General features: G+C 34.4%; 10 protein-coding genes and 1 tRNA gene. 10 read left to right on the plus strand and 1 reads right to left on the minus strand.

The window, feature by feature from the left end:
• Positions 1-7: 7 nt before the first annotated feature.
• Positions 8-2,665 (minus strand): phosphoenolpyruvate carboxylase, encoded by a 2,658-nt coding sequence (ppc, locus tag ACGH80_RS09575; protein ID WP_411578679.1) that lies wholly within the window; start codon positions 2,663-2,665, stop codon positions 8-10.
• 345 nt (positions 2,666-3,010) lie between these two features.
• On the opposite strand from ppc, the gene ACGH80_RS09580 reads away from it, so the two are divergent.
• From ACGH80_RS09580 to ACGH80_RS09625, 10 genes are all read left to right on the plus strand, one after another.
• Positions 3,011-3,502 carry an NADH-quinone oxidoreductase subunit J gene (locus tag ACGH80_RS09580; protein ID WP_296210737.1) on the plus strand — a complete coding sequence of 164 codons (492 nt, stop codon included), beginning with the start codon at positions 3,011-3,013 and terminating at the stop codon, positions 3,500-3,502.
• A gap of 1 nt (position 3,503) precedes the next feature.
• Positions 3,504-3,806: an NADH-quinone oxidoreductase subunit NuoK gene (nuoK, locus tag ACGH80_RS09585; protein ID WP_034912410.1), complete on the plus strand. Its 303-nt coding sequence runs from the start codon at positions 3,504-3,506 to the stop codon at positions 3,804-3,806.
• Between the two features lie 107 nt (positions 3,807-3,913).
• Complete coding sequence (locus ACGH80_RS09590) at positions 3,914-5,650, plus strand: NADH-quinone oxidoreductase subunit L (RefSeq protein ID WP_296302331.1); 1,737 nt, start codon at positions 3,914-3,916, stop codon at positions 5,648-5,650.
• A 17-nt stretch (positions 5,651-5,667) separates the two neighbouring features.
• The gene (locus tag ACGH80_RS09595; RefSeq protein WP_174798785.1) at positions 5,668-7,212 is read left to right on the plus strand and encodes a NuoM family protein; all 1,545 of its coding nucleotides are present in this window, start codon (positions 5,668-5,670) and stop codon (positions 7,210-7,212) included.
• 6 nt (positions 7,213-7,218) lie between these two features.
• Positions 7,219-8,955 carry an NADH-quinone oxidoreductase subunit N gene (locus ACGH80_RS09600; protein WP_174798784.1) on the plus strand — a complete coding sequence of 579 codons (1,737 nt, stop codon included), beginning with the start codon at positions 7,219-7,221 and terminating at the stop codon, positions 8,953-8,955.
• Between the two features lie 186 nt (positions 8,956-9,141).
• The gene (yajC, locus tag ACGH80_RS09605; protein ID WP_085165105.1) at positions 9,142-9,474 is read left to right on the plus strand and encodes a preprotein translocase subunit YajC; all 333 of its coding nucleotides are present in this window, start codon (positions 9,142-9,144) and stop codon (positions 9,472-9,474) included.
• 68 nt (positions 9,475-9,542) lie between these two features.
• Positions 9,543-11,399, plus strand: a complete 1,857-nt coding sequence (secD, locus tag ACGH80_RS09610) for a protein translocase subunit SecD (protein WP_411631050.1) — start codon at positions 9,543-9,545, stop codon at positions 11,397-11,399.
• A gap of 15 nt (positions 11,400-11,414) precedes the next feature.
• A complete protein-coding gene (secF, locus tag ACGH80_RS09615; RefSeq protein WP_174798820.1) occupies positions 11,415-12,410 on the plus strand; it encodes a protein translocase subunit SecF in 996 nt (331 codons plus the stop codon).
• Positions 12,411-12,536: 126 nt separating this feature from the next.
• Positions 12,537-12,612: transfer RNA gene (locus ACGH80_RS09620), tRNA-Ala, on the plus strand.
• Positions 12,613-12,795: 183 nt separating this feature from the next.
• A complete protein-coding gene (locus ACGH80_RS09625) occupies positions 12,796-14,046 on the plus strand; it encodes an integrase domain-containing protein (protein WP_411578677.1) in 1,251 nt (416 codons plus the stop codon).
• The last annotated feature ends 164 nt before the right edge of the window (positions 14,047-14,210 follow it).

The raw sequence follows: 14,210 nt of genomic DNA on the forward strand, positions 1-14,210 counted from the left end.
TTTTAATTTATCCAGAGTTTCTCATACCCGCTGCGATTCCTGAGATGGTGATCATTAGCCCTTGTTCAACTATGATGTTTTCATTATTATTATCATTATCGTTGTTTTTTCGTGAACGACTCAGTAACTCTACTTGTAACAAGTTTAATGGCTCAATATAAGTATTACGTAAGGCCACCGACTGCGCTATCCAAGGTAAATCAGCCATTAGGCTAATATCATCAGTAATAGTTAATACTGTATTGATATCTTGGGTTAGCAAATTTCTTAATTCTTCACCTAATGGCCATAATGCAGGATCGACTAAACGTTGTTCGTAATATTGGTGAATATTTGGCGCAGATTTTGCGTAAACCATTTCAAGCATACCTAATCGGGCATTAAAGAAAGGCCAATTGTGGTACATCTCTTTAAGAATGTTTTGTCTGCCTTCTCCAATAATAGCTCTTAGTGCACTACCTGCACCGAGCCAAGATGGCACCATTAAACGGTTTTGTGTCCAAGCAAAAATCCAAGGAATAGCTCGTAAACTTTCAATCCCTCCACCTATTCGGCGCTTTTGTGGCCTTGAGCCTAGTGGTAATCTGGCTAATTCAACCTCTGGTGTTACTGCTCTAAAATAATCAACAAATTCAGAACGTTCTCGTACATAACTACGATAACAATTACATGAAATTTCTGACATTTCGTCCATGATACTGCGCCATTCCTGTTTAGGTTCTGGAGGTGGTAATAAGTTGGCTTGTAAAATAGCTGAGGTATAAAGCATAAGACTACTGAGAGCAACCTCTGGCAGGCCGAGTTTAAAGCGGATCATTTCTCCTTGTTCAGTAACTCTAAGTCCTCCTTTTAATGATCCTGGTGGTTGCGAAAGTAGTGCGGCATGAGCTGGTGCGCCCCCTCGACCAATTGATCCTCCTCGTCCATGGAATAACACCAAATTAATATTATATTTTTCAAATAAGTTAACTAATTCCTCTTGTGACCGATATTGTGCCCAAGACGCGGCAAGAGTGCCAGCATCTTTAGCCGAATCAGAATAACCTATCATTACCATCTGTTTACCTTGAATTTTATTGTAATACCAAGGGATATCCAATAGTTTTTGCATGACTGATTTAGCATTATTTAAGTCTTCTAGAGTTTCAAATAACGGTACTATGGGAATGAATTTTTGGCAGTCAACGATTTTTAATAATAGATAAACCGCTAAAATATCAGAAGGTGCTTTAGCCATTGAAATTACATAAGAAGCAATTGATTCTTCGCCCGCTTTTTTTATTACACGACAAGTGTCTAATACTTCTTGAACCATTTGATCTGGTTGCCAACTGTAAGGTAATAACGGTCGATTTGATTTTAACTCTGTTAATAAAAATGCTTGTTTTTCTTCTTCAGACCATTGAGCATAGCTACCTAAGTTAAGTTCTTTGGTTAATGCGTCGAGCGCTTCTGTATGTACTGAACTGTCTTGACGGATATCTAATCTGACTAATTGTAACCCAAAGCTTTTTATACGACGCAGTGTATCTAACAATGGTCCATGAGCAATTGTTGACATTCCATTGTCAATTAACGATTCATAACATACATAAAGCGGATTCCACAACTGCTCATTTTTAATCAAAATATCGCAAGGCGCTAATATAGGTTCATTATTCAATAAAGCTTCAATATAGTTGTGAGTTTTGATTAAACGTGTTCGTAACTGCTTCATTACAGCTCGATATGGCTCTGAAACGTTTTTGTTTTTTTCATCTAACAGTTCAATGACCGAATTACTGCATTCCGTCATTGAAAGTTCACGAACAAGTATTTGAATATCTGCTAAAAATAACTCAATTGCCTTTAATCTGGCTTGTAACATGACTTTTTCAGTTACTTTTGCTGTGACATTTGGGTTACCATCACGATCACCCCCCATCCATGAGGTAAATTTAATAGGGACATTATCAACGGATAATTGTTCATCAAACGCATCAACTAACTGATCATTAAGTTCACGTAAGAATAGAGGTACCCCATTCCATAGACTATCTTCAATGACTGAGAATCCCCATTTTGCTTCATCAATTGGAGTAGGTCGTTTTTTACGTATTTCGTCAGTATACCAAGCCTGACAAACTAACTGCTTCAAACGTCGCATAATACGCTCAATTTCGTAGTCAGCTAAATCATCATGGTCCAGTTGTGATAGACAGTTATTTATAGCAGTATAAGTATTAATCATCGTTCGGCGATTAATTTCGGTCGGATGTGCGGTTAACACTAATTCAATTGACAAATCATTAATTGCTTTTGTAATAGTTTGATTTGAGAAATTAAGGTTTTTTAGTGTGCTAAATAATTCGGTCATTTTTTTAGGACTACTAGAAGCTTCCCCATGGGGTGAAATACCATAATACTCAGCGGCTGTATTGACCAAATTCAAAAACTGATTGAATGCCCGTGCAACGTGTAATAAATCGTCATCATTAAGGTTTTCTATTAATTTAAGTAACTCATTATGAGCTTGAGTATCTCCTTGTTGAGCTGATTTTGATAATTGTCTTACCATTTCAACTAAATCAAATGTTTCATTACCGGTAGCACGTTTGATTGCGTTCCCTAGTAAAGTACCTAACATATTGACATTACTTCTCATTGATGAGTATTGGTTATTCATGATTTTCTCGTCTTCGATTTTATTATGCCTAAGCACCTTTAAGCTGTATGAATCAAAATGACAATTTAATGGGATAGGTATAATGTTGATTAATGTGCATAAGTTATACTTTATTACAATTTGATTTTGAATTTAAATAATAAAATTTTATGGTTTTTATTTGTTTTAGTTGTTTTAATTATATCTATCATGAAAAATTAGACTTCGAATGTTTATTCGATATTAGAAATATTCATTAGAAAACTTATTTAACAGGATTATTTTTTATGAATACAGTGGTAAACTGTATCTTGATATCATTTGGGTATATACTAGCTATATTATGAATACACATTGGATTATTTAATGATTGCTGTTTTTTATATCGCGTCGATTATTGCTGTCGTTGCTAGTATAAAAGTAATTAGTAGTTTACGTGTTGATAAAGCAATTTTATATCTTGTTATTTCACTTTTTGCTTCAGCATTAATATTTATTCTACTTAATACATATTATTCAGCTATTTTATATATTTTACTGTTTATTGGTGGATCGGTAACTATTTTTTTACTTGTCGCTTCAATTTTGAAAATTAAAGATGATAATGTTGAAAACCACAAGCAAGGAATTAGTCCTAAAATCTGGTTAGGTCCACTTGTCTTAGCATTTGTATTATTAGTCGCCCTAATTTATAGTGTAGTAAGTACTGACTATTCAGAACTGAAAGAGTCTCATGAATTAATGCATGAAATGTCTAAATATGCATACATTTTGATAGCTGAATTGGCACTGTTTTTACTATTGGGCGCAGTTGTGATTGCTTATCATTTTATGCATCGGCTTATGTTGGAGAAATAATATGATTCCACTCATACATAGTCTTATTCTTGCTTCTATTTTATTTGTGATTGGTTTGTTAGGAATAATGATTCGACGCCATTTCTATTTTTTATTACTTAGCCTTATCATTATGAATAATGGGGTTATAGTTGCGTTGTTTGCAGCAAGTAGCTATTGGCAACAATCTGATGGGCAAGTACTTGCTATATTAGCAGTAATAACTGCCTTAGCCGAAGTTTGTGTCGGTCTTGCATTGATGATAAAACTATTTTACCGTCGAAAAACATTTAATATTGACTCATTGAGTGAAATGAAAGGATGAATTTACTTTATTTAACTATTATTGTTCCCTTATTTTCTTTTTTAGTATTGGTGAGCTTGGGAAGACATATCAGATCAATTAATGTAATAATTATTGGTATTACTACTATGCTGATAATAGCATTAATTACTGTATTTTCTTGTATCGATTTTAGTTCAAATACAGTACCTGATATGACCTTAGTTTATACTCGACCACTGTGGAATTGGTTTTCGGTAGGTGACTTTTCAGTACCTATTTCCTTAACCTTGGATGGATTATCATTAACCTTTTTAGCGTTGATTTCATTTTTTGGTTTTTGGGTCTATCTTTTTGCAGCTTGTGATTTAACTTCAAAAAAAGATATTTACACCTTTTATGCTTACAGTAATTTGTTAATTGCTAGCATATTAACTATAATATTGGTCAATAATTTGTTTGTTATGCTAATGGGTTGGGAAGGTTTGAGTATAAGTGCATACTTGCTCATTGGTATTTACTATAAACAGCCTCGTAATGGTTATGCTGCAGTTAGAGCATTTGTGATTATGCATTTAACTGATATTTTTCTAATTATTGGTATATTTTTACTGTATCAAACTCTAGAAACATTAAATATCCGTGACGTTTTGACGCAAGCACATGATAATTTGGCTGTTGATTCTGATATCATATTTTGGATTACTCTAATGCTATTCCTTGGGGCAATGGGCAAGTCGGCACTATTTCCTATGCATTCATGGTTTGCTGAAACAACATTAGCTCCAATGCCTGCGATGGCTTTATTGCAATCTTCAACAGTAATTTTAGCTGGTGTCTATTTAGTTTTAAGACTTAGTGATTTGTTTATGATGTCGAGCGATGTTCTTGCTATTATAGCAATGATTTCATCATTGACTATATTATTTGCTAGCACCATTGCATTAGTGCAGTATGATATTAAACGAATTGTTACATATATTAATTTAACGCAAATTAGCTATTTATTTTATGCTTTTTCAACAAAAAGTTGGAGTTTATCTCTTAATTGCTTAATTAATTATGTCGTAACAAGCACATTGCTAATTTTAGCTTCATCTATTTTAATTAAGAAATGTCAAGGTGAACGAGATATCAGTAAATTAGGTGGTTTAATTAAAACGTTTCCGATGTTATATGCGATATTTTTGTTAATCATGCTATCACTTAGTGCTATGCCTTGGGTTTCATCATCATTTTATATTAAAGGCGATATCATATTGGGTTTAATGACTCAAGATAAATTGATATTAGGAACCATTGGTTTGTTTGGTATTTTACTTTCTAGTTTAGGTATTTGGCGCTTAATTTCAATGGTTTTTTATCGTAAACAAAAACAGTATGATTTTACTAAAACCAAGTGGTTAAGTTATTTACCAATTTTCATCTTATTAATATTTACTACAGCTTTATTTATCTACTTCCCATTACCAACTCAAGGTATTATTCCGATAGCTGAGTTAGATACTAATGGGCAGTTACCTTTTCAACTACTTCTAGTAGCTGTGACTGGATTGAGTTTTTTGATTGCTTATATTTTATATGCTCATCCAAATAGCGAAGTACAAGAAATTCTAAATACGCCAATGGTTAAATTCCTTTTACGTTTATGTAATAGTGATTGGCATTATGATTATTTATTGCATACTTTATTTGTTAAACCTTATGTCTATTTAGCCCGTTTTTTGAAAAAAGATCCACTAGCTTTTTGGGATAATTGGATAATGAGGGGAATCAAAAAAGTAAATGCGTTCACCGTTGATCTAGAAAATGGGCAAATTCGGTGGTATATGGTTTCGATGGTTATAGGTAGTATTTTCATATTAATGCTACTGATTTTTATTTAATAAAGGTGTAATCATTCATGTTATTATGGCTCGTTTTTTTACCTATAATAGGCGGATTTATTGGTTGGTTATGCCATGTATGTTTACAAAGAGGCGTTGTTTCAGCCAATGTACAAATGCGTTGGTCAAAATTACCAATAATTGTAGCTTTTATTACTATTTTTCTTACATTATTGATGTCGATATTATTATGGATAGATGCTATAAATATATTAAATCAAGGGGGAAATTGGGTAAAAGAAGTTAATCTAGAATGGATCCCTCTATTAGGAATTCGTTTTCATCTTGTCTTAGATGGTTTATCTATGGTTGTTATTACCTCAACCTTATTTATTGTATTATTGACTATTATCTATTCTAGTAAAGAAAGCTTAAACAATCTTGGTCTATTTTACTTATGTCTATTATTTATGACATCGGCAATCATGATGTTATTTGTAATCACTGACTTATTTTTAATGTTTTTCTTTTGGGAAGCTGTAGCAATCCCCATCTATTTTTTAATCTCCTTATGGGGACGACGAGATTCAAGTTCGCAATTGCGTTTTAATGGTGCAAGTAAATTCCTGATTTATACTCAAGTGAGCAGTTTACTTATGCTAATTTCGATAGTTTCATTAGCTTTGATTAACTGGAATTTAACAGGACATTGGACGTTTGATTATCAAGAATTAACCAAAACGCCAATTTCAAGTTATACTGAATTTTTAATTATGCTAGGATTTTTAGCTGCTTTTATCGTTCGTATACCATTTGTTCCATTTCATGGTTGGTTTATTGACGCCCATATTGAATCTTCAACAACTGGCTCAATGATGATTAGTGGATTATTACTTAACACAGCTGCATTTGGCTTATTGCGTTTTGTTATACCATTATTTCCTAATGCATCAATCATTATTATGCCGTTAATGTTAGCATTTGCACTACTTACGGTTGTTTATGCTGCTTTACTTGCTTTTAACCAAACTGATATTAAAAAGCTAATAGCTTATATTCATATTGCTTTAATGGGATTTGTAACTGCAATAATCTATAGTGGTTCTGTTCTTGCTTATCAAGGTGTGGTTATTCAAATGATAGCCATCAATTTGGCAATCGTCGGCATGTTTATAATTAGTGGATTATTAGTTGAATGTTATTCAACGCGAAATATAAATCAATTTGTTGGGCTTAAAGAAAGAGTGCCTTATTTATCTTCTTTTACTTTGTTTTTTATATTGGCAGTGTTAGGCATTCCTGGTACGGCTAATTTTATTGGGAATTATATGATGTTGCTTGGTAGTTATAATGCTTTTTCCTATTATACAATTTTACTAGTAATTGGTTTATTATTACTGTCCATTTCATTTATTGTACGTATACAGCCAATTTTTTATGGTGTAGTTGATAAAGGAGCTGCAACAAAATGCCGGCTTAGTAAGAAAGATCTTTTATTATTATCAAGTATTTTAAGTGTACTTATTTTTATCGGTTTATATCCTCAAGTAGTTTTAGATATGTCTTATTCTGTCGTGAATCAAACACAGCAATACATAACCATAGAGCGGGTAGGGGAGTAATAAACTATGATAGCTTTATCCCCCATTTTTGTATTAAGCCTAGCCATCATCGTTTTTTTATCTTTACTATTTGCTTTTAAGCTAAGTACCAAAGGATGTGCTATTTTAACGGTATGCGGATTAACCTGTGCTTTAATTTGCTCTGTGATGGTTGGATATAAAATTTCTTTTAGTACTCAAGCTATTACTGATATCAGCAGTGATAATATGCAAATATCAGCATCGATTTCAGAGCCAGCTAAAGAACAAATCCGATCGAGTGAAGAAACTATTGCAATTGATACGGTGTCTACAGGAACGACCGAATCATCTAATGAAGATGAAACTATAAATATTGATAGTAATACCGAAAATAATAGCATTGACAATAAAAATATCGATATTAATTCTAATGTTGTGAATAATTCGAATATTGATGACGAGTCAACAGATGAGTGGAAAGCACACCATATCACAGCTCTATTTACTTGTGATGGCTATGGGCTACTTTACACCAGTTTGATTTTAATGATATCTATTTCCGTTGCATGTTTTGCTTATCGCTGGTTTAAACAAGAACAGAATCATCATGGATTATTTTATTTAATTTTACTTTTCATGGCATTAGGTGGTGTAACACTTGTTTACTCAAGCCATTTAATTGCATTTTTTATTGGGATCGAACTGTTATCTATTCCATTTGTTGGATTAATTGGTTATCAATATACGCAGACTCATTCGTTGGAAGCAGCAGTTAAATACATGATTTTATCTGCTATCGCCAGCGTGTTTTTATTAATGGGGATTGCTTTTTATTATGCAACTACTGGAGAACTTACTTTTAGTGGTTTAAGTTATCAACTCTCAACAATGTCTTATCCAAGTTTATTATTATTGATAGGTGTATGCTTAATGCTAGTCGGCATTGGTTTTAAATTATCTCTTGTACCATTTCAACTTTGGTTACCAGATGTTTATCAAGGTGCACCAACAATAGTCGCCTTATTATTATCAACAGTCGGAAAAGTTGCAATTTTTTGTGCTATAGCAAGACTATTTTTATTGGCACCTATTGTTAACAATGAAACTATTCGTATTATTTTAGTTATTATGGCGTTTTGCTCTATTTTGTGGGGCAACTTATTGGCGCTAATGCAAAGTAGTTTAAAGCGACTATTAGCTTATTCATCAATAGCACATTTTGGTTATTTATTAACGGCTTTAATAGCTGTGCAATATCAAGTATTAGCATTAGAAACTATTGGTGTTTATCTAATTGGCTATATTTTAGCTAATATCTGTATTTTAGGCGCGATCAGTTTAGATTCACACTCTGATGAACTTCAAGATCATGAAAACGAAATTGACCTATCAGGACTATTTTGGCGAAGGCCAATCCTAGCATTAGCCATGGGAGTTGGACTTTTATCTTTAGCAGGAACTCCCTTAACTGCGGGATTTGTTGGGCGATTTTTATTAGTGTTATTAGGTGTAACCGCCGAATTATGGTGGTTAGTCGCTGCCGTTGTTATTGGCAGTGCATTAGGTCTTTACTTCTATGCTCGCTTAATTATAAACCTTTATATAAGACCTGTTTGTCGTGATGATCTAATATCAAGCAAATCTTCAATTAAATTAAAATGGACTGATATTAGAATAAGTGAATTAATCATTGTGTTATGTGCTTTATTGACGATGCTTTGTGGAATATACCCTAAATGGCTATTTAATTTAGTCAGTATGGCGCAATATTTGGCAACCTAATTAACATTTATCTGCCACATCGTTTTATTGGTGGAATTATATCAACCTAGGTAGTATTGAATGCTTTGTTTTTATACTAGAACGCATAGTTACCTGAAACTTTTTGACAAGAAATAGTTAATAATAGCTTAATTTATTATGTTATAATTCCGACCTTTAAAATTTATTTTAATCAAGAGGACCAATATGGACTTTTTAATCTCTAATGCTTATGCTACTGATGGGCAAGCCACTGAAAGCAATCCTTATTTTTTACTAATCATGTTAGTAGTTTTTGGGCTATTTTTCTACTTTATGATTATGCGACCTCAGCAAAAACGTGCCAAAGCTCATCGTGATTTAATGGCATCAATTTCAAAAGGTGATGAAGTATTAACTAACGGTGGACTTATTGGTCGCGTATCAAAAGTTAACGAAAATGGTTACATTGCGTTAGAATTAAATGATACGACTGAAGTTGTGATCAAACGTGACTTTATTACATCAGTCTTACCAAAAGGGACAATGAAATCACTATAATAGAAATAGTATTTATTCGCTATTATTGTTCATTGTATTAATTACCTAATACCACAAGAGAATATGTCGTGTTAAACCGTTATCCTTTGTGGAAGTACATTATGTTGGTCGTCGTAATTTGCCTCGGCCTTCTTTATGCACTTCCAAATATTTATGGTGAAGATCCTGCTATACAAATTTCAGGATCAGATACTGCTGAAATTAACGTTGCTACGCAAGATAAAATCAAAAAACTTTTAACTGATAATCATATCGAACCAAAATCAATAGTTTATGAAAATAAGTCTATTTTAATTCGTCTTGGTGATAACGATACACAGCTTAAAGCAAAAGAAATTATATCCGAAGCATTAGGTGAGCAGTATATCGTTGCATTAAATTTAGCACCAGCAACACCAACTTGGCTTACGGTGTTAGGTGCTGAACCAATGAAGCTTGGTCTCGATTTACGCGGTGGTGTTCACTTTTTAATGGAAGTCGATATGACAACCGCATTAAGTAAACTCACTGAACAATCCATTGAAAACATAAAAGCCGAATTTACTAATAGCAAACTAAATTATAAAACGATCAGTAAAGATAGTAATCAGCAAATTTTAATACAATTTGATAATACTGAAGATCGCAATAAAGCTATCACTAAGATCAACAGTATACAAGATTTCAAAGTTGTTTCTCAAAGTGATAATACTATTGTAATTAATGTCAGTGAGCAACGGTTACAACAAGCAAAAAATGATGCTGTACAACAAAACACTACAATTTTACGAAATCGTGTTAATCAGTTGGGTGTAGCTGAACCAATTGTTCAACGCCAAGGAGCAGATCGTATAGTTGTTGAATTACCTGGTATACAAGACACAGCATTAGCTAAACGCATTTTGGGAGCAACAGCAACACTTGAATTTAGACAAGTTAATGAAGAAAGCTCTCCTAACTTGCCAGCTATCTTAAAGGGTGATATGCGTGTTCCTTATGGCTCAGAAATTAAATATATGGAGAACGGCCGCCCAGTACTACTTTATAAGCGTATTGTATTAACAGGGGATCATATAACTGATTCTTCATATCGTACTAATCAATATGGCCAACCCGAAGTTGCAATTACTCTTGATGGCTCGGGGGGTAAAAGAATGTTTGATTTTACCCAAAAAAATCTTCATAAAGCGATGGCAACATTGTTTGTTGAATACAAAGACACTGGTAAACGTGATGAAAACGATAAACCAATTCTTGAAAAACAAGAGCGTGTTATCAATGTAGCAACGATTCAAGGTATTTTCAGTGACCGTTTTCAGGTAACGGGTATTGGTAATATTGATGAAGCTAAAAATTTATCATTATTATTACGTGCAGGAGCTTTAATTGCTCCGATTCAAATCATTGAAGAGCGCACTGTTGGACCATCAATGGGGCAAGAAAATATAACTCAAGGGTTAGAATCTTGCGCATGGGGTTTAGCGATTTCAGTCATCTTTATGTTAGTGATGTATCGTCTGTTTGGCGTATTTGCTAGCCTTGCGTTAGTTGCTAACTTAATTTTAATTGTTGGTGCAATGTCTTTACTTCCTGGGGCAACGCTAAGCATGCCAGGTATTGCGGGTATTGTGTTAACCGTTGGCATGGCTGTTGATGCCAACGTACTGATTAATGAAAGAATAAAAGAAGAACTTAGCAATGGACGCAGTGTTCAGCATGCAATTAATGAAGGGTATGCTGGTGCTTGGAGCAGTATTTTTGACGCCAACCTAACAACATTAATTACAGCTGTTATTCTTTATGCTGTTGGTACAGGCTCAATTAAAGGCTTTGCCATTACATTAGGCATCGGTATTGTAACATCAATGTTTACATCGATTGTTGGTACTCGCGCATTAGCCAATCTTATTTATGGCGGACGCCGTGTTAATAAGTTATCAATTTAGAGGTTTATTGTGGTTATTAATAAAAAAGAAAATCATGATGTTATAGATTTAAATCATGGTCGCAGAGTCCTCGACTTTTTAAAATTTGGCTTTATTGCTTTTGTTATTTCAATGTTATTGGTAGTTGCATCGTTTGTGGTTATTTTTGTTAAAGGATTTAATCTAGGACAAGACTTCACTGGCGGTACGACAGTAGAACTCACAGTAACAAAAGTGGTTAACCTTGATGACCTTCGTAACAGTTTACGCGACGCTGGCTATCATGAGCCGATAGTACAATATTATGGTAGCAGTAAAGATATCATTATTCGATTACCTTCAGCTAAACAAGAAGATGGCAGTACGTCATCTGCTATTGATAATGCACTAGGTACAAAAATTTCCAATTTAATACATAAAGATATTGATGCCGATGCTCAAATCAAACGTATTGAATTTGTAGGACCAACAGTAGGCTCTGAACTTGCCCAAGATGGTATTTTGGCAATCTGCGCCGCATTAGTGTGTATTTTAATCTATATTGCCTTTCGTTTTGAATGGCGATTTGGTACTGGTGCCGTTGTTGCCTTAGCGCATGATGTTATCATCACCGCAGGTTATCTATCGTTATTTGAACGAGAACTAGATTTAACTATCATTGCTGCAATGTTATCAATAATTGGTTATTCGCTCAATGATACCATTGTAGTTTTCGACCGAATTCGTGAGAATTTTAGAAAGATTCGACGAGCAGATCCTTACGATGTTATCAACATCTCGTTAACACAAACATTGCACCGTACTTTGATGACGTCAGGGACAACCCTTGCAGTAGTCATCATTTTGTATATCTTTGGCGGTTCAATGTTAAAAGGTTTCTCTGAAACATTAGGCGTTGGTATTGTGCTTGGTACAATCTCATCAATTTATGTGGCTGCGTACATGTCACTCAAATTAGGCGTAAAACGTGAACACTTTATGCCACCAAAAATTGAAGCTGAAGGTGCAGATCAACCTTCAATATTGCGTTAATTATGTGAACTCTGCCATTAATTGGCAGAGTTTTATTAGACTGTTTTTCAAACAAATAGTACCAAACTAATTGACACTTATCGTTTAGTTGCATATTATTAGCCACAGTTTTATCCCTTTCTATTTGGGGCCATAGCTCAGCTGGGAGAGCGCAACGCTGGCAGCGTTGAGGTCAGGGGTTCGATCCCCCTTGGCTCCACCAATTCAATAATCAGTAACATTCTTTTAAACCCTACAAAGTACACCAAACCCAGTAATAACAAGCCTTAAAGTCTATTTTATTGCCCATTAAGTATCAGTAAGGTACATTTACAACCATAATTTTTAGGTATATGCTTAGGTATACAGACGCAATATACTTATATATCGTATACCTAAAATAATTATGGCAAGGAAAACACATCCATTAACAGACACCCAAATAAAAGCAGCCAAACCAAGAGATAAAGATTACTCTTTATTTGATGGCGGCGGTATGTATCTCTTAGTTAAATCGAATAATTCTAAAATCTGGCGTTTTAAGTATACGCGTCCATATACCAAAAAGGGCGCATTAATTAGCTTCGGTAGTTATCCTGAGGTTTCACTACAGCAAGCGCGAAAACAACGAGATGAAGCGCGAGAATTAATAAAGCAAGGTGTAGATCCTCAAGAGCACAAAGCAGAACAAGAACAACGTAAGCATGACGAAATTACTAGCACCTTTAAAAAGGTAGCCGCTGATTGGTTTAAAGTTAAAAGTGGCAAAGGACTAACTGAAAGCACCTTAAAAAGAACGTGGGAATCGTTAGAGTTACATTTATTTCCTTATATTGGTGATAAATCAATCTTTAAATTAAAAGCAAAAGAATTTATTAAGGCCATGGAGCCACTAAGAGCTAATGGTAAATTAGAAACAATTAAAAGACTTTGCCAACGTATCAATGAAATTATGTTTTATGCGGTGAATATAGGCTTGATTGATGCTAACCCAGCAGCCAAGATAAAAGATGCTTTTGAAAGCCCTATAAAAGGGCAAATGCCAACAATAAACGCGCAAGAGCTGCCCCAATTTATGCAATCCCTTGCTATGGCCAGAATCGAATTACAAACGCGTTGCTTGATTGAATGGCAATTATTAACAATGACACGCCCAAATGAAGCGGTAGGGGCAAAATGGCAAGAGATTGATCTAGACAATTGCTTATGGGTTATTCCTGCCGAAAAAATGAAAATGAGGCGAGAGCATACTATTACACTCAATAAGCAGGCTATGGCTATATTATCAATTATGAAGCCTATAAGTGGGCATAGAGAGCATATATTCCCAAGTATGAAACCGCCTTATACAATCCCGATGAATAGTAGTACTGCTAACATGGCAATAAAGCGCATGGGATATAAAGATAAGCTTGTTGCGCATGGCTTAAGAGCTTTAGCAAGCACGATATTAAATGAGCAAGGCTTTGACCCTAATATTATTGAAGCGGCACTAGCCCATGTTGATACTAATAGCGTCAGGCGAGCCTATAACCGTGCTACTTACCTAGAACAGCGCAGAATCATGCTTGACTGGTGGGGGGACTTTGTCGAGCAAGCCAGCCAAGGAAATGTCTCACTATCAGGTAACCGCAATTTAAAGCTAGTTAATCATTAACCATATCGCGCTATTCATACCGTGCCCCATATTTGGGTTACACACTTCAATTCTCCATAATAACCACTCCTCATATCTGAGGGGTGCTTTTTCAAATGTCACCCTTTACTTACCCAGTCATTAGGCTGTTTTTATGCTTACCTCCCCATAATCTTAAACTTTTA

Origin of the sequence: Gilliamella sp. BG1 (assembly GCF_046635625.1) — a bacterium.
In the GTDB taxonomy this organism is placed as follows: domain Bacteria; phylum Pseudomonadota; class Gammaproteobacteria; order Enterobacterales; family Orbaceae; genus Gilliamella; species Gilliamella bombi.